Origin of the sequence: Sphingobium sp. MI1205 (assembly GCF_001563285.1) — a bacterium.
Classification (GTDB): Bacteria; Pseudomonadota; Alphaproteobacteria; order Sphingomonadales; family Sphingomonadaceae; genus Sphingobium.
Genome location: NZ_CP005188.1, coordinates 3,330,336 through 3,351,250 on the forward strand (window position 1 = coordinate 3,330,336; position 20,915 = coordinate 3,351,250).

At 62.7% G+C, this 20,915-nt stretch carries 16 protein-coding genes; 3 read left to right on the forward strand and 13 right to left on the reverse strand.

The window, feature by feature from the left end; genetic code table 11:
• Positions 1-14: 14 nt before the first annotated feature.
• The gene (gene mutS / locus K663_RS16480; RefSeq protein ID WP_062119980.1) at positions 15-2,666 is read left to right on the forward strand and encodes a DNA mismatch repair protein MutS; all 2,652 of its coding nucleotides are present in this window, start codon (positions 15-17) and stop codon (positions 2,664-2,666) included.
• A gap of 9 nt (positions 2,667-2,675) precedes the next feature.
• A complete protein-coding gene (locus K663_RS16485; protein WP_062119983.1) occupies positions 2,676-5,438 on the forward strand; it encodes a [protein-PII] uridylyltransferase in 2,763 nt (920 codons plus the stop codon).
• A gap of 10 nt (positions 5,439-5,448) precedes the next feature.
• Here K663_RS16485 and K663_RS16490 read toward each other — a convergent pair whose 3' ends face one another.
• From K663_RS16490 to K663_RS16540, 11 genes are all read right to left on the reverse strand, one after another.
• The gene (locus K663_RS16490) at positions 5,449-5,949 is read right to left on the reverse strand and encodes a L,D-transpeptidase family protein (protein ID WP_062119986.1); all 501 of its coding nucleotides are present in this window, start codon (positions 5,947-5,949) and stop codon (positions 5,449-5,451) included.
• Entirely contained in the window at positions 5,946-7,004 is a 1,059-nt protein-coding gene (ribA, locus tag K663_RS16495; protein ID WP_062119989.1) for a GTP cyclohydrolase II, read from the reverse strand. The genes K663_RS16490 and ribA overlap by 4 nt, the downstream gene beginning before the upstream one ends.
• 13 nt (positions 7,005-7,017) lie before the next feature.
• Positions 7,018-7,815: an exodeoxyribonuclease III gene (gene xth, locus K663_RS16500; protein ID WP_062119992.1), complete on the reverse strand. Its 798-nt coding sequence runs from the start codon at positions 7,813-7,815 to the stop codon at positions 7,018-7,020.
• A gap of 275 nt (positions 7,816-8,090) precedes the next feature.
• A complete protein-coding gene (locus tag K663_RS16505; RefSeq protein WP_062119995.1) occupies positions 8,091-8,729 on the reverse strand; it encodes a LolA family protein in 639 nt (212 codons plus the stop codon).
• Positions 8,730-9,008: 279 nt separating this feature from the next.
• The gene (locus tag K663_RS16510) at positions 9,009-11,330 is read right to left on the reverse strand and encodes an FtsK/SpoIIIE family DNA translocase (protein WP_062119998.1); all 2,322 of its coding nucleotides are present in this window, start codon (positions 11,328-11,330) and stop codon (positions 9,009-9,011) included.
• A gap of 144 nt (positions 11,331-11,474) precedes the next feature.
• Complete coding sequence (locus K663_RS16515; protein WP_201026651.1) at positions 11,475-12,404, reverse strand: DMT family transporter; 930 nt, start codon at positions 12,402-12,404, stop codon at positions 11,475-11,477.
• 210 nt (positions 12,405-12,614) lie between these two features.
• On the reverse strand, positions 12,615-13,775 hold the full coding sequence (gene ispG, locus K663_RS16520) for a flavodoxin-dependent (E)-4-hydroxy-3-methylbut-2-enyl-diphosphate synthase (protein ID WP_037468982.1): 1,161 nt from the start codon (positions 13,773-13,775) through the stop codon (positions 12,615-12,617).
• 65 nt (positions 13,776-13,840) lie between these two features.
• A complete protein-coding gene (locus K663_RS16525; protein WP_062120001.1) occupies positions 13,841-15,139 on the reverse strand; it encodes an OmpP1/FadL family transporter in 1,299 nt (432 codons plus the stop codon).
• Positions 15,140-15,451: 312 nt separating this feature from the next.
• A complete protein-coding gene (gene pgmG / locus K663_RS16530; RefSeq protein ID WP_062121120.1) occupies positions 15,452-16,822 on the reverse strand; it encodes a phosphoglucomutase/phosphomannomutase PgmG in 1,371 nt (456 codons plus the stop codon).
• 22 nt (positions 16,823-16,844) lie between these two features.
• Positions 16,845-17,288 carry a J domain-containing protein gene (locus tag K663_RS16535; RefSeq protein ID WP_062120004.1) on the reverse strand — a complete coding sequence of 148 codons (444 nt, stop codon included), beginning with the start codon at positions 17,286-17,288 and terminating at the stop codon, positions 16,845-16,847.
• On the reverse strand, positions 17,288-18,097 hold the full coding sequence (locus K663_RS16540) for a division plane positioning ATPase MipZ (RefSeq protein ID WP_062120007.1): 810 nt from the start codon (positions 18,095-18,097) through the stop codon (positions 17,288-17,290). Before K663_RS16540 ends, K663_RS16535 begins: the two co-directional genes overlap by 1 nt.
• 106 nt (positions 18,098-18,203) lie before the next feature.
• On the opposite strand from K663_RS16540, the gene panC reads away from it, so the two are divergent.
• The gene (gene panC, locus K663_RS16545; RefSeq protein WP_062120010.1) at positions 18,204-19,052 is read left to right on the forward strand and encodes a pantoate--beta-alanine ligase; all 849 of its coding nucleotides are present in this window, start codon (positions 18,204-18,206) and stop codon (positions 19,050-19,052) included.
• A gap of 104 nt (positions 19,053-19,156) precedes the next feature.
• Here the strand turns inward: panC and K663_RS16550 are convergent, their stop codons facing one another.
• Both K663_RS16550 and hemE read right to left on the reverse strand, forming a co-directional pair.
• Entirely contained in the window at positions 19,157-19,597 is a 441-nt protein-coding gene (locus K663_RS16550) for a CopD family protein (RefSeq protein ID WP_062120013.1), read from the reverse strand.
• Positions 19,597-20,658, reverse strand: coding sequence for a uroporphyrinogen decarboxylase (gene hemE / locus K663_RS16555; protein ID WP_062120016.1), 1,062 nt, complete (start codon positions 20,656-20,658; stop codon positions 19,597-19,599). Before hemE ends, K663_RS16550 begins: the two co-directional genes overlap by 1 nt.
• Positions 20,659-20,915: the final 257 nt, after the last annotated feature.

The following is a 20,915-nucleotide window of genomic DNA, read 5'->3' on the forward strand; positions in this document are numbered from 1 at the left end:
ATCGCCTGAACGTCATGCACAGCCCCAAGGACATTGCCGCCAGCCAACCGACGCCGATGATGGTGCAATATCTCGCGCTGAAGGCAGAAGCGCAGGATTGCCTGCTATTTTATCGGATGGGCGACTTTTTCGAACTGTTCTTCGACGACGCCAAGGCGGCGGCGGCAACACTCGACATTGCGCTGACCAGCAGGGGCGAACATGGCGGCGCGCCGATACCCATGTGCGGTGTGCCCGTGCACAGCGCGGACAGCTATCTGGCCCGACTAATCAAGGCGGGCCACCGCGTCGCCATAGCCGAGCAGACCGAGACTCCGGCCGAGGCGAAGGCGCGAGGCAGCAAGGCCCTCGTCGCCCGGGCAATCGTCCGTTACGTGACCGCCGGTACGCTGACCGAGGAAACGCTGCTCGATTCCCGCCGCGACAACATGCTCGTCGCGCTGGCACAGGTGGGAGGCGAGGGCACGGCGGAGATAGGACTGGCCGCCGCCGACATATCAACCGGCCGGTTCGAGACATTGACGCTGCGCGCCGCTGATCTGCCCGCTGAGCTGGCGCGGCTGCGGCCGAGCGAGATCGTGGTGCCCGATGGTCTGGCGCTCGATCTGGCCGATTCCCACCCCTTTGACCGCACAGCCTTTTCCAGCAACAGGGCCGAGGCAGCGCTTAAGCGGTTGTTTGGCGTGGCCACGCTCGACGGCTTCGGGCAGTTTGGACGAGCCGAACTGGCGGCCATGGGCGGGCTGGTCGGATATCTCGATCATGCGGGCAAGGGCACCCTGCCCTTCCTCGCTCCGCCGGTGCGCAAGGCGAGCGGTACGCATGTCGCCATCGACGCCGCGACGCGCGAGAGCCTGGAAATTATTGCGACGATGAACGGCGCACGCGCGGGCAGTTTGCTGGGCGCGGTTGATCGCACCGTCACCGGCGCCGGCGCGCGAATGCTGGCGCAGGACCTGGCGGCGCCACTTGTGGACCAGGGCCTGATCGAAGAACGGCTGGGCCTGGTCCAGCTCTTCCATGACGATCCGATGCTGCGCGATCAGTTGCGCGCGGCACTGCGATCACTGCCCGATGTTGGCCGGGCGCTTGGGCGCGTCGCAGTGGGGAGGGGCAGTCCGCGCGATCTGGGCCAATTGCGCGATGGGCTTAATGAAGCACGGTTGCTGCGCGAAAGGCTGGGGCGGCTCGCCGATCAGCCGCCTTTGCTGCGGCAATTGCTGCCCTCCCTCGATGGCCATGGCGCCCTGGTAGACAGCCTGTCCCGAGCGCTTGTCTCCAGTCCCCCGACCGAAACGGCAAGCGGTGGCTATATTGCCGATGGTTATGACCCGGCGTTGGATGAACTGCGCCGGATGGCCGGTGACGGCCGCCGGGCGATCGCCGCGCTCGAAGCGAAATATCGAGAGCAGACGGGCATCTCATCGCTCAAGATCCGCCATAATGGCGTGCTGGGCTATCATGTCGAGGTGCCTGCACGCGCAGCGGACCCATTGATGCAGCCAGAGAGCGGCTTTACCCATCGCCAGACATTGGCCGGTGTGGTGCGCTTCAATTCGATAGATCTCCACGAACAGGCAGGCCGCGTAGCACAGGCAGGCGCGCATGCGCTGGTTGCCGAGGCTGCGCATCTGGAGGATCTGATCGAATCCACGCTGACTCGGAAGTCCGAGATCGCGCTGGCCGCCGACGCCCTGGCACGGCTCGATGTAGCGGCGGCGCTGGCGGAGCGGGCGGCCGAAGGAGGCTGGCAGCGGCCGCACTTCCTGTCCCAGGATGGCGACGGGCCATGTCTGGAAATAATCGGTGGCCGTCATCCGGTTGTCGAGGACGCGCTGCGACGCGAAGGGCAAGCTTTTGTCGCCAATGACTGCCGACTTGGCGCCAGCGACCGGCTCTGGCTTGTCACCGGTCCCAATATGGGCGGCAAATCGACCTTCCTGCGGCAGAATGCTCTGATCGTCATCCTCGCGCAGGCAGGGGCGTATGTGCCCGCGCAATCGGCCACGCTGACCCTCGTCGATCGGTTGTTCAGCCGCGTCGGCGCGTCCGACAATCTGGCGCGCGGACAATCAACCTTCATGGTCGAGATGGTGGAGACTGCGGCGATCCTCGCCCAGGCGACGGAACACAGCTTCGTCATTCTGGACGAAGTGGGGCGCGGCACGTCCACCTATGATGGGCTGGCGCTGGCATGGGCCGTGGTAGAGGCTGTGCATGAGGTCAATCGCTGCCGCTGCCTGTTCGCGACCCACTATCATGAATTGACGCGACTTGCCGAAACGCTCCCCGCGCTGTCGCTCCACCATGTGCGTGCGCGCGAGTGGAAAGGCGACCTTGTCCTGCTCCATGAGCTGGCCCAAGGCCCTGCCGATCGCAGCTACGGTCTGGCGGTCGCCCGCTTGGCAGGCTTGCCTCCGGCGGTACTCAAGCGCGCCAAGGATGTGCTGACCCGGCTGGAGGCTGGCAAGGCCAAAACCGGAGGCATTGCCGCAGGCCTTGACGATCTTCCGCTCTTCGCGGCTATAGCGGCGCAGGAAGAGGAGAAGGTCGATCCCCTGCGCGCCGCCCTGGAGGCGATCGATGCTGATGCACTGTCGCCACGTGAAGCGCTGGAGCAGCTTTATCGCCTGAAACAACTGGCCGTTGCCGGCAGCGAGGACTAGATTAAGTCCATGGTCATGCACTTCCCCTCCCTGGGATCGCGTCGTACGATCATTGATCGGCGCGCGATTTCTGACAGCATCAACGCCCTCGCGCACGATCATCGGAGCGATCCGGCAAAGATGCGCGCGCTGATCGTCAACGAACTGAAAGCAGCCTTGGATGCCGGGCGCCTTGACGTAGCGCGGCGTCTGGAAGCCAAACCGACGCGCGGGCGAGAAGCGGTCACCGCTTTTGCCTTCCTGATCGACCAGATCCTGCGCTTGCTTTACGATGCGACGACGCATCATCTGTATCCGGCAAGCAACCGCAGCACCGGGGAGCGCATCATGTTGATGGCGGTGGGCGGCTATGGACGCGGCGAGATGGCGCCGCACAGCGACGTCGACATCGCCTTCGTCACACCCTGGAAGCCGACTGGCTGGACAGAGCAGGTCATCGAATCGATGCTCTATTCACTCTGGGACCTGGGCCTGAAGGTAGGGCATTCCAGTCGCTCGATCGATGAGACCATGCGCATGGCCAAGGCCGACCTGACTGTCCGCACGGCGCTGCTGGAGGCTCGCTATGTATGGGGCGACCGGGCTCTTTACGAAGAAACCGCCAAGCGCTTCGACGCCGAAATTATGCAAGGCACAGCCCGGGCCTTTGTTACCGAGAAATTGGGAGAGCGTGAGGAGCGGCACAAGCGAATGGGCGACAGCCGCTATGTCGTCGAACCCAATGTGAAGGAAGGCAAGGGCGGCCTGCGCGATCTGCACACGCTGTTCTGGATCGGCAAATATGTGAACCGGGTGAAATCGGTGGCCGAGCTGGTCGATGTTGGCCTGTTGACACAGCAGGAGCTACGCCAGTTCCAGAGAGCGGAGGATTTCCTCTGGGCCGTTCGCTGCCACCTGCACATGATCACGGGGCGCGCGGAAGACCGTCTGACATTCGACTTACAGCTGGAAACAGCGACGCGGATGCACTTCATCGGACGGCAGGGCCGGTCTGGGGTCGAGCGGTTCATGCGCTATTATTTCCTGAACGCAAAGACGGTGGGCGATCTGACCGCCGTGTTCCTGGCCCATCTGGATGACCAGATGGGTCCCAAGGGGCGGCGGTATATCCCGGCTATCTTCCGCCGGCCCAAGAAGCTGGACGGCTTCGTGCTGGAACGTGGCCGCCTTGCCCTGCCGAGCGACGATTTCTTTCAGCAGGATCCGGTGCGGCTGATCGAAATCTTCGCCGTCGCGGATCGCCATGAACTGGGCATCCACCCCAGCGCGATGCGCACGGCAAGCCGCGATGCGGGCCTCATCACCGCCAAGATCCGCCGTGATCCGCGCGCCAACACGGCCTTCATGGATGTGCTGACCTCTCCGCGTGATCCTGAAACCGTGCTGCGCTGGATGAATGAATCGACGGTGTTCGGCCGCTTCGTTCCCGATTTCCGCCGTGTGGTCGCGCAGATGCAGTTCGACATGTACCATCACTATACGGTGGACGAACACACCATCCGGGCCGTTGGTCTGCTGGCCCGCATCGAAAAGGGCGATCTGGCGCAAGATCATCCGCTTTCGACCGAGATCATGGGCAAGCTCTTGTCGCGCCGCGTGCTCTATGTAGCCGTTCTACTGCATGACATCGCCAAGGGCAGGGGCGGCGATCACAGCATATTGGGCGCCGAGGTGGCCGAGCGGCTCTGCCCGCGACTGGGCCTCAGCGCCGCCGAAACCGAAACGGTCGCATGGCTGGTGCGCCATCATCTGCTGATGTCCGCCACCGCCTTTAAACGCGACCTGGCCGATTACAAGACGATCCTGGACTTCGTCGAAGTCGTGCAGAGCCCTGAGCGCCTGCGTCTGCTGCTGTGCCTGACTGTCGTGGATATTCGCGCGGTCGGTCCGGGCGTATGGAACAGTTGGAAACGCCAGTTGCTGGGCGACCTTTATGATGCGGCAGAAGAAAAGCTGCGGCTTGGCCATAAGCAAAAGGGGCGTGGCGAGCGCGTTACCGCCAAACAGGAGTCGCTTCGCAAGGCACTCGGCATGTCGGCGGACGATTTCCAGAAGCTGACCAACCGCCTGCCTGAATCCTACTGGATTGCGGAGCCAGAGGACATACTGATCCACAATGCCCAGCACATCCTGCAATCCGGCGACTCTCCGTTATCGATAGCCGCGCAATATTACCCGCAGCGGGGCGCGACGCTCGTCACCGTCTATGCTGCTGACCATCCGGGCCTCTTCTACCGCATTGCGGGCGCCATCCATCTGGCCGGCGGCAACATCATAGACGCGCGCATCCATACCACACGCGATGGCGTCGCGATCGACAATTTCCTGGTGCAGGACCCGCTGGGCGGCGCTTTCCACAGCCCGGAACAGCTTACCCGCATACGCAACGCCATCGAGGACTCGCTCGCCAACCGGCACCGCATGATCACCAAGCTGGAAGCCCGCCCCCTGCCCCGCACCCGCGCCGAGGCGTTCCGGATCGAACCCAATGTGCTGATCGACAATAAGGCGTCGAACCGCTTCACGGTGATCGAAGTCAATGCCCGAGATCGCCCGGCACTGCTCTTCAGCCTGGCCAATGCCCTGTTTCAGTCGAAGGTCACGGTGCACAGCGCGCATGTCGCCACCTATGGCGAGCGCGCCGTTGATACCTTTTACGTGACGGACCTTCTGGGCGGAAAGATCGAGAGCAAGGGGCGCACCCAGACCCTGGAACGGCGTTTGCGGGACGCGGCTGACGGCGAGGTGGGAGAAGCGCTGCAACAGGCGTAAACGCTCGCGCCTATGCTATTTCCATAACATCGCCCGGCGCGAGCAGTGGCAACAATTCCAGCATATCGTGCCTGTCGATCGCAATGCATCCGGCGGTCGGACGCCCTTCGGACAAGTGGAAGAAAATGGCGCTCCCTCGCCCCGGCACCGGCGGCGCGTCATTATGGCCCAGCACGACGATCACGTCATAGGCATCGTCATCGCGCAGCAGTGTTTCGGCAGAGAAATTTCGGGGCAGATGCACCGGACGGTTATAGGCTGGGTCAGCCGGGTCGTCGGACCAGCCGTCACCTTCCCTTACCCAGCGCCAGGGTAGCCGAATGCCTTTGGCCTCCACTCGGCCCGGCCGCAGCAAAATGCCTCGCACCGGCCAGCTGCCAACCGGCGTGCAGCCATCGCCTTCCCGCTTACCAGCCGCCGCGCACACGCCGCTCCTGCCAAGAGTGCATGCCATCTCCATTCCGTCGAACCGCAGCCTGCCGGCAGCGCTATCAACGCGGATGACGGTCATAGCTGATGGCCGGTACGGTCGCGTTTGGTGGCCAGATATTGTTCATTATGGGGATTGGAGGGCAGGATAATGGGCAGCCGCTCAGCAACCTTGATGCCCGCCTTTTCCAATCCCCCAACCTTGTTGGGATTATTGGTGAGCAGACGGACGCCGCCTATGCCCAGCAAGTCGAGCATCCGCGCCGCGACCGAAAAATCGCGCGCATCAATGGCAAAGCCCAGCCGGACATTGGCATCGACTGTGTCGAAGCCCTGATCCTGCAGCGCATAAGCGCGCAACTTGTTGATCAGGCCAATCCCGCGCCCCTCCTGCCGCAGATAGAGCAGCACGCCCCAGGTCGAATCCGCGATCTGGTGGAGGGCTTGATGCAGTTGCGGTCCACAATCGCATTTGAGGCTGCCCAGCACATCTCCCGTGAGGCATTCACTATGCAGCCTGACCACCGGCAGCGAGGAATCGCGTGTCCCGATGACAAGCGCCACATGCTCGCGCGGCTCGTCCGGGCTACGGAACGCAACGATCTCAGCCGTTTCGCTGGCGGATACGGGCAGGCGGGCGCGGGTTGCTATGGCAAGGTGCGTGGCATCGTCATAAGCGTCCAGCTCGTCCGCGCTTACCCTTGCTTCGCTATCGCCGTCTGGCACCACGAAATAAGCCGGCAGGATACCCGCCAGCCGTGCGAGTTTCAGTGCAGCCTTGGCGGCCGCCGGGGCTGCGATTGGCTTGGCGGCAAAAGGCCCTTTCAGCGGCGACGCCAGGTCGAGTACCGGGTCGGCGATGGCCATGGCGACTGCCCCGTCGATCCAAGGAGCGCGGGCGATCAGCACAGGCATGTCCGGATCAGCCGCCGCCAGCTGGTTTGCCAGTTTAAGCGTCTCGCCCCGCGCTGCCGCCACCAGTATATCCGCCTCGTTCGAGGGGTCGAAATCAGCCAGCGTCACCGCGTCCGCCCCTTCGACGGCCATGATGCGCAAGTCTCCATCGGCGGCATGGATGGTCACAGCCCATCCCCGGCGCAGCGCATCAATGGCGCGGGCGGCGGCGCGCCCCTTCATGACCCGAAACCCATTAGAAGGCGAACTCCGTAATGATCGGGACATGGTCCGACGGCTTGGTCCAGCTTCGGGCAGGTTCGACGACGCGATGGGCGGTCGCCTTTGCCGCAACGTCCTGCGTCATCCACATATGGTCAAGCCGCCGCCCCCGATCGGATTCGGCCCAGTCCCGTGCGCGGTAGCTCCACCAGGTATAGAGCCGCTCCGGCGCGGGGAAGAATTTGCGGCCAATATCGACCCAGTCATTTGAAATCTGCAGCCGTTCAAGCAGTTCGCATTCCACCGGCGTATGGCTGACTACGTTCAGAAGCTGCTTGTGGCTCCACACATCGCATTCCATCGGGGCGATGTTGAAGTCGCCGGTCAGGATCGTCGGCTTGTCTTCAAGCTGCGCGGACCATTGGATCATCCGCTCCAGGAAATCGAGCTTCTGGCCGAATTTCGGATTTACCGAGCGATCCGGCACGTCCCCGCCGGCCGGCACATAGACATTTTCGATCCGCACGCCATTGTCGAGCCGGACACCGACATGCCGCGCCTCTCCATTGGCCTGCCAGTCAAGCCGGTCATCCTCATGGATCGGCACCCTGCTCATGATCGCGACGCCGTGGTGCATGCGTTGACCGTTCAGCACCTGATGCACATAACCCATCCTTCGAAACATGTCGGTGGGGAATGTCTCGTTCACCACCTTCGTTTCCTGAAGGCATAAGATGTCGGGCGCTTCCTCGGTCAGGAAACGTTCCACAATGTCGAGCCGGGCACGAACGCTGTTGATGTTCCAGGAGGCGATGCTGAGTGTCTGCGGCATGCTGATCCCCTAAGACCCCGCGATAGGAGGTGCAAGGTCTGCAGGAGACTCGGCGCAGGGAGAAGGCTACAAATTAAGACCCCCGCTCCGGGGGCATGGAACGGGGGTCTCGATCGCGCCCTTTAAGCGCTTTGCGACGGGAGCCAAGGTTCCGGGTAACAGGGGGGAAATCCCGGTCTTCGTCTCTCGCCGTGGAGTCCTTATTAGAGCTCTGGATATGAGCCGAAGATGAACAGGATTAACCGTCAATCCGTCCATCTCAACCCAAGCCCAGTTCATCCGCCCGCGGAACGCCCCTTTGGCCGCGGATCGTTCCAGCGGAAAGCCGAATCAGCCACGGCGACGCCATAGCGCTGGTTGGAAAGTCGCACCGTGGTCCGGTTATTCTGCGAGTCCAGCGCCACCCAGCCGTAGAGTTGCAGTCCCGCCGGGCCAGAAGGATCCCGCTCGAAGATCATGGTGATCGTACCGAAATCGGGACGCTTGGGATCGCGCGCCTGAACGCTGATCACCTTCGGATCGCCGGTCTGGATCAGCTTGCCGAAGCGGGACAGGTCTTTTCGGGGATCAAGCAGAGCGCCAAGCGGCGAGCTGCCGATCGGCCAGCGCTGCACCTGGCGGACTTCATAGTCGATCATGGTCAGGGCCTTCCCATCGCCGACGATCAGCATCGGCACGCCCTTCTGATACTGAAAGCGGATTTTGCCGGGCTGCTTCAGGGTCAGCTTGCCCGTTAGCGTCTGGCCATTACGGTCAGTCTGAGTGAAGTCGGCCGTCATGGTCGTGACGCCACGAATATAGGCATTCACTTGCTCGAGACCCCGCTGTGCCTGCTGCGCAACCGCAGGGGCGGCCAAATTCGGCAGGGGCGCGGCGCCAAGAGCCAGTATGAGGGGCGCAACCAGGCGCTTCATGCATTTTTCTCCGCGTTGTTAAGGGGTCAAAAATAGGGGCGATGCATTGAACCCATGGTGAACTGATGCGTTCCTGAACCCGCGAACTGATGACGCTCGCCCTGCCGCTCGATTGCCTGTCCGCTGTACGGTGCCGCGCGGCCAAAAAAAAGGCCGGTCCGAAGACCAGCCTGGAAGTTTTAGGAGAGGATGCCTGAAAGGCAGTTCCTTATTGAACGGCATGGATTTTTTGAGCAAATGCGTAATGCACGAAGGCGGTTGCATTTGACGCAATCGTGATCAGATCGGGTTGCCATTTTCGTCACGCAGTACTTCCCGGCGACCAACATGGTTGGGCGGGCCGACCAGTCCTTCTTCTTCCATCCGTTCAATGAGGCGCGCGGCGCTATTGTAGCCGACCCGCAGCTGGCGCTGGAGCCAGCTGGTGGATGCTTTCTGATTTTCGAAGACGAGCTGGCAGGCCTTTCGGAACAGCTGCGCGTCGGGACTATCGTCGCCCAGATCGACGCCATCAAGCGCAAAGCTGCCTTCTTCCGGTTCTTCGGTGACGGCGGAGATATAGTCGGGCTGGCCCTGAGCCCGCCAATGATCGGCGACTACCCGTACCTCATCATCCGAAACGAAGGGACCGTGAACGCGCATCAATCCCTTGCCACCGTGCATGTAGAGCATGTCGCCTTTGCCCAGCAGCTGTTCGGCGCCCTGTTCGCCCAAGATGGTGCGACTGTCGATCTTCGACGTCACGAAGAAGCTGATGCGGGTAGGCAGGTTTGCCTTGATGACGCCGGTGATGACATCAACCGATGGACGCTGGGTGGCGAGGATCAGGTGGATGCCTGCGGCGCGCGCCTTTTGCGCGAGACGCTGGATCAGAAATTCGACTTCCTTGCCCGCCGTCATCATCAGGTCGGCCAGCTCGTCCACGACCACCACGATCTGCGGCAGCGGCTGGAAATCCAGCTGCTCTTCCTCATAGATCGGCTTGCCGGTTTCCGGGTCGTAACCGGTCTGGACGCGGCGGCCCAGGGGCTTGCCCTTTGCCTTCGCGGCGCGGACCTTTTCATTGTAATTGGCGAGATTCCGGACGGAAATAGACGCCATCATGCGATAGCGGTCCTCCATCTGCTCCACCGCCCATTTCAGTGCGCGAATAGCCTTGGCCGGTTCGGTGACCACGGGTGAGAGAAGATGCGGGATGTCGTCATAGGTCGACAGTTCGAGCATCTTGGGGTCGATCATGATGAGACGCAGCTGATCCGGCGTCATGCGGTAGAGCAGCGACAGGATCATGGCGTTGAGGCCCACCGACTTGCCCGATCCGGTCGTGCCCGCGATCAGCAGATGTGGCATCGGCGCAAGATCGGCGATGATCGGCTCGCCAGAGATATTCTTGCCCAGGATGATCGGCAGCGTAGCATCCTGCACAAACTGTTCGGACGTGATGAGTTCGCGGAACGACACCCCTTCCCGATTCGCGTTGGGCAGTTCGATGCCGATGACGGTGCGTCCCGGAATCGTGGCGACGCGGGCCGAGAGGGCTGACATGTTGCGGGCAATGTCATCAGCCAGCGCGATGACACGACTGGCCTTGATCCCCGGCGCGGGCTCCAGCTCATACATCGTCACGACCGGACCGGGACGAACCTCGACGATATTGCCCTTCACATGGAAGTCGTCGAGCACGGATTCCAGCAACCGCGCATTCCGTTCGAGCGCCGCCTTGTCGATCTTTTGGTTCTGGCTCGCAGGGATCGGGTTCAGCAGGTCGGGGGAGGGCAGCGAGCTATTGCCGAACAGGTCATCCTGCGACACCGGCGCCATCTGCCGCTGCGCCGGGGCGGGCTTGGGCGTCTGGATGGTGATGGGCGGTTTGGGCTCGTTGCTGACCGTCCGGCGCGGCGCGACCACCCTATCCTCGGCCTCGGCTTCATCATCCAGATCCGCGGTCGCGCCAGACCCGGCCAGGGCGAAGCTGGGCCGTGGCAGGGCAAGTTTCGGCATGGTGGGGCGACGGAGCGCCAGGATCGGCTTTTCAAGCGCCAGGCTGCGATACCAGAGCGCTAGCCCACCTATCAGCGTCAGCACGATGAGGATGCCAGTAATCCAGCCCTGTGCCGCTCCCGCCTGAACCGCCAGGCTGCGCACGCCATTGGCTGTCGCTAAACCGAGCAGCCCGCCCCAGCCGGAGGGAAGGTCGATCAGCGAATCCGGCTGGAACATGGCCAGCGCAATGCCGACCAGCGCGATGCCGCCAAAACATTTGCCGAATTGCGATTTCCACCCGGTCATGTCCTGATCGCCCCACAGGCGGCGAGCGGTGATCGCCAGCAGGGGCAACAGCAGCGCGATCGGCACGCCGAACAGGGTGAACAGGAAAGCGGACACCCATGCGCCCGGCCAGCCCATGATGTTCTGGACCTGATCGTCGGCGACCGTCATCATCGATGGATCGCTTAAGCGGAAGCTGAGCAGCGCGAGCGCCAGGAACAGCGTGACCAGCATCAGCGCGATCGCGCTGATTAGCGCGCCGCTGCGGATCAGACTGCGTTTCAGCATTTCGCGCCATTCCGGCGTGCGCTTGGCTCCGCGGCTGACAGCCATGGTCTTGAATGTCCCCCAAATGTTCCGTTTCGGCACAATGCGCCGAGCGGGGAGTCCGCGTCAAGAGTCCGGGTTTTCGGCTCGGCTTGATCGAATGCGTGAATGAAGTGGCGAGAAGAAAGGAATTTGCGCGTCCGTGAAGCGCTATGCGATTCCTTCATGCATTTCGATCGGGCGCTTTACGCGCGCGGCGATCAGGCAGCCTGCGACGATAAGCACGGCCCCCGCGAGGGTGGAGAAGGTCAGCCGCTCGCCAAAGGCCAGCCAGCCGATGATCGCCGCCCAGACGAAGGCGGTATATTCCACCGGGATCAGATATTGCGCCTCCGCCCGCGCATAAGCCCAGGCGAAAGCGGCGAGCGAGGTGAAGGCGAGCGCGGCGGCCAGGGCGATCAGCAGCCAGGAATGCGCCTCGGGCACATCGAGGCGCAGCACCCCCCATGCTGGCAACAGCCCCGCAGCCAGGGCGCACGCACCGAACAGGCCAAACATCACGAGATGCTGGAAAAAGGCGACCTCGACCGGGGAGGCGAGTTGCGCCTGTTGCCGCTGGAGGATGAGGTTCCAGGCGAAAAGAACGGCCGACAGCAGCACCGCCCCCGCGCCCAGCAGCGCGTCCCAGTCATAGCTGCCCTGCATCCGGCCCGAGAGGATCACCCCGACGCCCCCAAGCCCAAGCAGCGATGCCGCGACAGCGGCGCGCTCGACCCGTTCCCCCAACAGCAGCGCCGCGAGATACAGGGCGATCAGCGGGGCGATGAAGGACAGGGCGATGGCTTCGGCCAGCGGCATGCGCATGAGCGCCCAGAAGAAAAGGCTGGCCATCACCGCGACCACGCTGCCGCGCAGCAGATGCAGCCGCAGCACCGCCGGTCGGGGCCAGCGATGGCGGCTGACGAGCATGAGGGCGAGGCCAAGCAGGCTGCCGGTCAGGGCGCGCCAGAACAGCGCATTGAAGAGGCCGATGGAAAGGCTGAGTCCCTTCATCGTCGCGTCCATCACGGCGAAAAGCGCGACCGCAGCCCAGCAGACGGCGAAAGGGACGGCGAGAGAGCGGGACTGGGTTATGTTCATGACATCGCTGTGGCGGTGGAAGGGGCGCGGCGTTTCGCGGGTGGAGCTTAAGAAGAAAAGGCTCTTTCGACTGCCTGCTTGCCACGGACGTTCGGGAAGGGCTTCGACAGGCTCAGCCCGAACGGGAGTGATAGTGAGCAAGCTAATTGTTACCGAGCAAATGGGTCGGTCCGCCACAAACGATCGCGGGCCGGGAAGCCGCCCCCTGCCCTATTCCGCCGCCTCTGCGTTGCCCGCGTCGGTGGTTTCCGCTTCCAGCTTCGCCGCCTCGATCTCCGCTGCCTTGGCTTCGACCAGGTTGACGATATGGTCGATCATGCCTTCATCCTGGATCGTGTGATCGGTGAGGCCGGAAAGATAGACCATATGCTTGCCCGCGCCGCCGCCGGTCAGGCCGATGTCGGTTTCGCGCGCTTCGCCGGGACCATTGACCACGCAGCCAAGGACCGACAGCGACAGGGGCGTGTGGATATGCTGGAGACGTTCCTCCAGCGCCTGCACGGTGCGGATCACGTCGAAACCCTGCCGCGCGCAGCTGGGGCAGGAGATGACCTTGACCCCGCGCGTGCGGATGCCGAGGGATTTCAGGATTTCATAGCCGACGCGCACTTCCTCTTCCGGTTCGGCGGAAAGAGAGACGCGGATCGTGTCGCCGACCCCGGCCCAGAGCAGGTTGCCGATGCCGATCGCGCTTTTCACCGTGCCGCCGATCAGGCCGCCCGCTTCGGTAATGCCAAGGTGCAGGGGACAATCGACCGCTTCGGCAAGCTGCATATAGGCGGCGACGGCAAGGAATACGTCGCTGGCTTTTACCGCGACCTTATATTCATGGAAATCCTGGTCCTGGAGCAGCTTGATATGGTCGAGCGCGCTTTCGACCAGTGCCTCCGGGCAGGGCTCGCCATATTTTTCGAGCAGATCCTTTTCAAGGGAACCGGCATTGACGCCGATACGGATCGCGCAGCCATTGGCCTTGGCCGCGTCGACCACTTCCTTCACCCGCGCTTCGCTGCCGATATTGCCGGGGTTGATGCGCAGGCAGGCCGCGCCCGCATCGGCCGCTTCCAGAGCGCGTTTATAATGGAAATGAATGTCGGCGACGATCGGCACGCGGGCGGCGCGGACAATCTGTTTCAGCGCCGCGGTCGATTCCTCATCCGGGCAGGAGACGCGGATGATGTCCACGCCCACTTCCTCGCACCGGCGGATCTGATCCACGGTCGCCTTGACGTCATGGGTCGGGGTATTGGTCATGGTCTGGACAGTGACCGGCGCGCCGCCGCCTACGGGCACGTTGCCGACCATGATCTGGCGGCATTGGCGGCGAGCGATGTCGCGCCAGGGGCGAAGGCCGGGATTATGGTCGGACATGAACGAGGGGCTCCATGATGATGACGCCCCTATAGTGATTCCCGGCCCCAGTTGAAACCGCGCTGTTAAAAGCGCGCCGTGACCGACGCGGCGATCTGATCAACATTTCCGCTGACCCGCGACAGGGTGCTCGCGGTCACGCTGGCCGACCCTGAATAAAATCGGTCGGGCCGGATCACCGTCGCCTGTTCTATGAAATTATGCGCATAGCTGAGATTGACCGTGAGCGCGGACGACATGGTCCAGCTGGCCCCGGTCGACAGCCAGACGCGGTCGCCATCGGGCACGCGCGTCGATTGATATTGGGGATTGGTGGGCGTGCGGTCAAACATCGTGCCCGCGCGCAACGTCAAAGCGGGGCTGACATCATATTCGCCGCCTGCGCTGACGCTGAAACTGTCGCGATATTCCAGTTCCTTGACCGACGTGCCGGTGCCCGAAGTGATGGAGATGTCGCGGAAAACCGACCAGTTATACCAGCGCGCGGTTAGCATCGCCCGGGCGCGTGGCGTCAACCGGTGCATCATGCTGACCGTGGCGATGTCGGGCAAGCGAAGCGCGGACGATGCGGGCGTCGTCCCATTGACGGCGGAAAGCGGTCCGAGCAAGCCCGACAGGGTCGAGCTGCCTTCGATATGGTGGTCCATTCCAGACCGGTAATGGACGCCGACATTGGTGACGCCATTGGTGTAGAAAAGCCCTGCGTTCCAGCCCAGCGACAGGTCGTCGCCCTTGACCCGGGACATCCCGTCGGCATCAAGCGGGGACAGGTTGGGCAGGGCGTTGGTGAGCGTCACCTTGGCATATTGCACATCCACGCCGCCGCCGATCGAGAGGCTGTCGCTGATCCGGTAGGCGAAGGAAGGCTGGACATTATAGGTTTTAAGGTCGGTATGAAGGGAATCGTAGCGGCCAAAGAAATCCGGATCATAGTCCAGCTTCAGGCCGAAGGGCGCGGTCACGCTCAAACCCAGCCAGAGCCGGTCGGTGACCTGTCCCGTCGCATGAAAGCTGGGTACGGGGATCAGGCTGTCAAAGGGTTGGCCACCTGAACCGCCCGATACCGGCACGGAACCGGGAAGGCCGGGGACGGTGCGGTTCGTACCGCGATTGTCCTGCGCCGACGACGCGAACAGCATGACGCTTCCCGCCGACATCTGGATGCCGGGCAACTGGGTCATGGCGGCAGGGTTGAAATAAACGGTGGATGGATCGTCAGCCGCCGCCGCGCCGCCGGAAAGCGCGCGGCCGGTTTCCTTGGGCGACTGTTCCTGCAGATAGAAACCGCCAGCAAGTGCCGGGACGGGAACCGTCAGGGCGAGTGCGGCCAGGAAGCGGGCAGTTGCGCCGCGACTGAAGAGCATTGAAGAACCTCTCTGAACTAATCCAGGCATCGCCTAGCAGCGATATGGTTAATTTCCAGTTCAGCACTCCAAAAAGGCGCGCGCGTCGCGAGGGACAAAAAAAAGCCGCCCCGAAGGACGGCTTTGAAAGTTTTAGGAGAGGATGCCTGAAAGGCCCATTCCTTCTGCCTTTCGACCCGGCATACCGCAACTGCGAAAGACGGAGGCTTGATTGCGTTTCATGCAATCGACGCCGAAACGCCATGGTTCCGTAAGGTAAAGCGGTTGAAGTGCCTCGCGAATTTTTCCGGCCGATCACTATAACAGGGCCGTTCAGCCGTTCGGAACGACCCCTGACTGCCGCAATTGCGAGAGTAGTTCGGTGCGAAGGCGCTCCAACCCGTCAGGGTCATGCGCCTCCAGCCTGGCCACCAGTTCTGCCTGCGTATTGGACGCTCGCAGGAGCCACCAGCCGGAATCGGAAGCGACGCGCGCGCCGTCCGTTTCATCAATGCTTGCGCCCTCCGCCCGCAGGCGGGACAGAATCTCCTCCACGATCGCGAACTTGCGGCTTTCCTCGACGCGAAAGCGCAGTTCCGGGGTGTTCAGCATGACGGGCATATGATCGTGAAGGGAGGCGATCGTCTCGCCAGACTCGCTCGCGGCACGGATCAGCCGTATCGCGGCGTAGAGGCCGTCGTCGAAGCCGTAATAATCGTCGGCGAACATGATGTGACCCGTCATCTCGCCGCCTAAGGGACTGCCAACCTCCTTCATTTTGGATTTGATGTGGCTGTGCCCGGTCTTCCACATGAGCGGTCGGCCGCCAAGCGCGGCGACACGGTCGAACAGCGCCTGGCTGGATTTCACATCGGCAACGATCGTCGCATCGGGCCGGTTTTTCAGGACCAGTTCGGCGAACAGACCGAGCAGCTGGTCGCCCTGGATAATCCGCCCCTTGCCGTCAATCACGCCGATGCGGTCGCCGTCGCCGTCGAAAGCCACTCCGAAATCGAGTTTGTTTAAAAGGACAAGGGCGCGCAGATCCTGCACATTCGCCTCGATCGTGGGATCGGGGTGATGATGGGGGAAATTACCGTCTATTTCGGTGAAGAGCGTGTGATGCTCACCCGGCAGCAGCTGGACGAGCTTGTCGATCACGGGGCCAGCCGCGCCATTGCCCGCATCCCAGCCGATCCGGCAGGGCGCACCGTCGAACCCTTGCAACAACCGGGCGACATAGCGGTCCACGATGTCGATGCTCTCGACCCTGCCGCTGCCCTCTTCCCAGTCGCCAGCCGCCGCCATGCTGCCAAGCCGGGCGATGTCCGCGCCAAAAAAGGGTTCATGCGCCAATACCAGCTTGAAGCCATTGTGATCGGCGGGATTATGGCTGCCGGTTACCTGAATGCCGCCGTCAACATCCAGGACCGCTTCGGCATAATAGAGCATTGGCGTGGGGCCGATGCCGATGCGCAGCACATCCACGCCGCTTTGGGCAAGGCCGTCGGCGAGCGCGGATTCGAGGCAGGGCGAACTCAGCCGACCATCGCGGCCGATCACCACCCTTGATCCGCCGCGCCGCCTGACCAGCGTGCCGAAGCTGCGGCCGACCGCATGGGCATCATGCTCGTCCAGCGTGTCGCCAAACACGCCACGCATGTCATATTCGCGCAATAGCGAGGGGTGGAAAGGGTGGGCCATCGACATGCACCCTTCTATCGCATCAGCCCCGGCGTGACGCGTCCTTTTCCGCTGCCTGGGCCAGCAGCAGGTCGCGGGCGGCGTTGATTTCCGCCGCCAGCGCTTCGGTCCCCCCGCGGTCGGGATGGACCGAGGCGATCAGCCGCCGGTGCGCCGCGCGAATCGCATTCGCGTCGGCATCCGGGCCAACACCCAGCAGCGCGCGCGCCTTGTCGAGGCTGAGGGTTTCAGGCGATGGCTGTTTCGAGCGCACGGCCTTTGGCTTTTTCTTCGCCTGATTGAAGAAGAAGTAGACCGCTCCCATCAGCAAGGGCGCGCCGGCGAGCGGCTTGCCCTTGGCGGCCATCACCGCGCCCACCAGCGCGGCGCCCAGCACCATTCCGTCCTTCACGCTCATGCGTTGCAACCGTCCCGTCCAGATCAGCCAGGCCGCAAGCCCGAGAAAAAGAAGCGCGAAAAGACCCATCAAGCAGCGCCGAGCAGATCGAACGACGCCGTTTCCTCCCGGGCTGGCAGCGAAAGCCCCGACACCATTTCGCGCAGTTCCTGGCGGGCGGCGATATGGCTGACGCCCAGGTCGCCCAGATGCCCCTTGTCGAGCAGGGTGAGCCCCGAGGGGAAAAGCTCTCGGAAAATGACGCGTTCCGAGAGACCCGGAATCACCCGGAATCCGACGCGGCGGGACAGTTCCATCAGGGCATCGCCAACGCGTTTCTTGTTGCGGGCGTCATGATGCTGGACGCGGTTGCGCAGGACGACCCAGTCGATCGAGACGCCATCCGCCTTTGCCCGCGTCTTGCGCGCTTCGAAGATGAGTTCGGAATAGAAGGACAGGCGGCGGACCTTGAAGGTTTCGGCGTCGACCTGGCCGATGAGGTCGAAATCGACGAAACTGTCGTTCATCGGCGTCACCAGCGTGTGCGCGCGAGCCGCCATGTGCCGGGCGAAGACATCGTCGCGGCCGGGCGTATCGACGACCAGAAAATCCTTGCCCTCCGCAAGGGCGGTGGCCTGTTCCTCCAGCGCCTCTACCGTGTCCCCTTCGAACACGGCGAATTCGGGCGCGGGCAGCTCTATGCCGCGACGCCGGGCGGTTTCGGCGCGATTTTCCATGTAGCGAGTGACGGTGCGCTGGCGCGGGTCGAGATCGATCATGCCGACCCTGTGCCCGAGCGCCGTCAGCGCGATGGCGGTGTGGACAGCCGTCGTTGACTTGCCGGTCCCGCCCTTTTCATTGGCGAAGACGATATGATGCGCGTGGGCATTCGGACCCATTGATACCCCCGTTATTATCGCAACGATTCTTGACCCTGTTGCCGGGTCGTGGCTTTAGCGGGATATTATTCCCCTTGGCCGTTGCCTTATCGGAGCCATTCGTCCCGTGCAAACCCTGCGTGACCTTCCTGCCCTGCGATCCGCGATTGAAGCCCTGAAAAGCGACGGACGGCCCGTCGCGCTCGTCCCGACCATGGGCGCGCTGCATGAAGGCCATATGGCGCTGGTAGAGGAGGCGCGGCGGCATGCCGGGCATGTGGTGGTGTCGATATTCGTCAATCCCAAGCAGTTCGGGGCCAATGAGGATCTCGATAGCTATCCGCGCCGCGAGGCCAAGGATGCACAGATGCTCCAGGCGGCGGGCGTCGACATCCTGTGGGCGCCGACGCCCGAGGTCATGTATCCGGCAGGATATGCCACCAATATTTCGGTTTCCGGCGTCACCGAAGGACTGGATGGCGCAGCGCGGCCGGGCCATTTCGACGGTGTCGCCACAGTCGTTTCCAAGCTGCTGAACCAGGTGCAGCCCCAGGTCGCGCTGTTCGGCGAGAAGGATTATCAGCAGCTCGCCATGATCCGGCAGATGGTGCGCGACCTCGACATGCCCATCGAGATCATCGGCGTGCCGACGCAGCGGGCGGAGGATGGCCTGGCCCTGTCATCGCGCAACGCCTATCTGACCGAGGAAGAGCGCAAGGCCGCGCTCGCCCTGCCCCGCGCGCTGGGCGAAGCGGCGCGGCAGATGGAAAAGGGCGCGACCGTTGAATCCGCCATTGCCAAGGCGATTACGATGTTGGCTGCACATGGATTTGACCCGGTCGATTATGTGTCGCTGTGCGATGCGGTGACGCTGGAGCCGATGAGCGTGCTCGACCGCCCTGCCCGCCTGCTGGGCGCGGCGAAGCTGGGGCGGACCCGGTTGATCGACAATATCGCGGTCGAGCCGGTTGCGTGACTGCCGTCATTCCAGCGGAAGCTGGAATCTCTGGCGTTCAGTGTGACCTCACGAGATCCCAGCTTCCGCTGGGACGCCGGGGGAAGTTGCCGGGATGATGAGAGTCAGAAGGGCTTTACGATCACCGCGACGACGATCACGGCGGCGGCTATGCCGGGGATTTCGTTGATGAGGCGCAGATTCTTCTCGGTCATGGGGCGCTGGCCCACAGCAAGTTTCTTCACATAGCCCGCGATCCAGCCATGATAGGCGGACAGGCCCAGGACGAAGAGCAGTTTCAGGTGAAACCAGCCGAAATGCCACGCGCCGATTTCGACCATCAGCATGAGGCCGAATAGCCATACCAGTATCAGCGAAGGGTTGAGGATGATTTTCAGCAACCGCCTTTCGCGATCGATCCATTTGCGATCCTCGTCCGATCCCACGGCGCATTGGTGGTGATAGACGAAGAAACGCGGCATCATGAACAGGCCCGCCATCAGAAAGATGACGAAGATGAGATGGGCGGCCTTCACCCACAGATAGGCGGCGCCGAGATAGGGCATCAGCGATCCTTTCCTTGCCGGACATAGGCGATCAACGCTTCGACATGCGCAATCGGCGTGTCGGGCAGGATGCCATGGCCAAGATTGAGGATATGCGGACGGCCCGCAAAGGCCGCGCGGATATTGTCGACCGATTCCTCGACCGCCCTGCCCCCGGCGATCAGCGCCAGCGGATCAAGATTGCCCTGCACCGGCAGCCCCTGGGGCAGCACGCGGTTGGCCCAATGCGGATCGACCGTTTCATCAACGCCGATCGCATCGACACCCGTACCGGCGGCATAGTCGGCCAGCTTTGCGCCCGCGCCCTTGGGAAAGCCGATGATGGGAATGGTGGGGTGCAGGGCCTTGAGCTTTTCGACGATGCGGCGATTGGGTTCGATCACCCAGCGTTCGAACTGGAGCGGGGCTAGGCTGCCTGCCCAGCTGTCGAACAGCTGCACCGCTTCGACACCCGCCTGAATCTGGCCGGAAAGATAGAGAACCGTCGCATCGACGATCGCGTCAATGATCGCGCCGAAGCGTTCGGGATCCTGATAGGCGAGGCGTCGCGCCGCCCCCTGATCCTTGCTGCCCTGCCCCGCGACCATATAGGTGGAAATGGTCCAGGGACTGCCTGCAAAACCAAGGAAGGTGACAGACGGGTCAAGCGCCGCCTTCACCAGCCGCACCGTTTCATAGACCGCCTCATAGCGGCCAAGGTCGGGTTTAAGCGCGGAGAGATCTGTTTCACTGAGGATCGGTGCAAGGCGAGGCCCCTCCCCCGTTTCGAACCAGAGATCCTGGCCCATGGCATAGGGCACGATCAAAATGTCGGAAAAAAGGATAGCGCCGTCAAAGCCGAAGCGGCGCAGCGGCTGGAGCGTGACTTCGGCGGCGGCAGGGCTGTCATAGACCAGTTCCAGGAATCCGCCCTTTTCCGATCGCAAGGCGCGATATTCCGGCAGATATCGGCCCGCCTGACGCATCAGCCACATGGGCGGCACGGCGGGACATTCACCCTTCAGCACCGAAAGCAGCGGCTTGGTGGTTCCGGTGGAAAGGCCGGCATCTGGTCCCGTCATATACTCTCTTATAATTAGATTCTTAGAAGGATGATGATGATAGTAGGGCGCTTGGCAGCGGGGTTTATGCGCTGTGCCCCGTTTTGCCAACAGCTTGACTCTTCCCGGTCAGGGATTCGGGACCGATTCAATCCACTTGTCCACGTTACCCACAGGCTGTGGATGAAAATGACGGCCTGTTGGGGGCATGTGGATAAGATTCCGGCTAGTGGGTGCTATCCAAAAGGGGTATTTTTACCCGCAACCTATCCCTTGCT

Excerpts from the sequence above, each read along its gene's own strand:
- pgmG (WP_062121120.1), bottom strand. The coding sequence starts at position 16,822 with ATGGCCCACCCTTTCCACCCCTCGCTATTGCGCGAATATGACATGCGT.
- K663_RS16490 (WP_062119986.1), bottom strand. The coding sequence starts at position 5,949 with ATGACCGTCATCCGCGTTGATAGCGCTGCCGGCAGGCTGCGGTTCGAC.
- K663_RS16535 (WP_062120004.1), bottom strand. The coding sequence starts at position 17,288 with ATGGGTCTTTTCGCGCTTCTTTTTCTCGGGCTTGCGGCCTGGCTGATC.
- K663_RS16515 (WP_201026651.1), bottom strand. The coding sequence starts at position 12,404 with ATGAACATAACCCAGTCCCGCTCTCTCGCCGTCCCTTTCGCCGTCTGC.
- ispG (WP_037468982.1), bottom strand. The coding sequence starts at position 13,775 with ATGTCCGACCATAATCCCGGCCTTCGCCCCTGGCGCGACATCGCTCGC.
- K663_RS16510 (WP_062119998.1), bottom strand. The coding sequence starts at position 11,330 with ATGGCTGTCAGCCGCGGAGCCAAGCGCACGCCGGAATGGCGCGAAATG.
- K663_RS16550 (WP_062120013.1), bottom strand. The coding sequence starts at position 19,597 with ATGCCCTATCTCGGCGCCGCCTATCTGTGGGTGAAGGCCGCCCATCTC.
- K663_RS16505 (WP_062119995.1), bottom strand. The coding sequence starts at position 8,729 with ATGAAGCGCCTGGTTGCGCCCCTCATACTGGCTCTTGGCGCCGCGCCC.
- ribA (WP_062119989.1), bottom strand. The coding sequence starts at position 7,004 with ATGAAGGGGCGCGCCGCCGCCCGCGCCATTGATGCGCTGCGCCGGGGA.
- K663_RS16525 (WP_062120001.1), bottom strand. The coding sequence starts at position 15,139 with ATGCTCTTCAGTCGCGGCGCAACTGCCCGCTTCCTGGCCGCACTCGCC.
- mutS (WP_062119980.1), top strand. The coding sequence starts at position 15 with ATGCACAGCCCCAAGGACATTGCCGCCAGCCAACCGACGCCGATGATG.
- xth (WP_062119992.1), bottom strand. The coding sequence starts at position 7,815 with ATGCCGCAGACACTCAGCATCGCCTCCTGGAACATCAACAGCGTTCGT.
- K663_RS16540 (WP_062120007.1), bottom strand. The coding sequence starts at position 18,097 with ATGGGTCCGAATGCCCACGCGCATCATATCGTCTTCGCCAATGAAAAG.
- K663_RS16485 (WP_062119983.1), top strand. The coding sequence starts at position 2,676 with ATGGTCATGCACTTCCCCTCCCTGGGATCGCGTCGTACGATCATTGAT.
- hemE (WP_062120016.1), bottom strand. The coding sequence starts at position 20,658 with ATGACGGGACCAGATGCCGGCCTTTCCACCGGAACCACCAAGCCGCTG.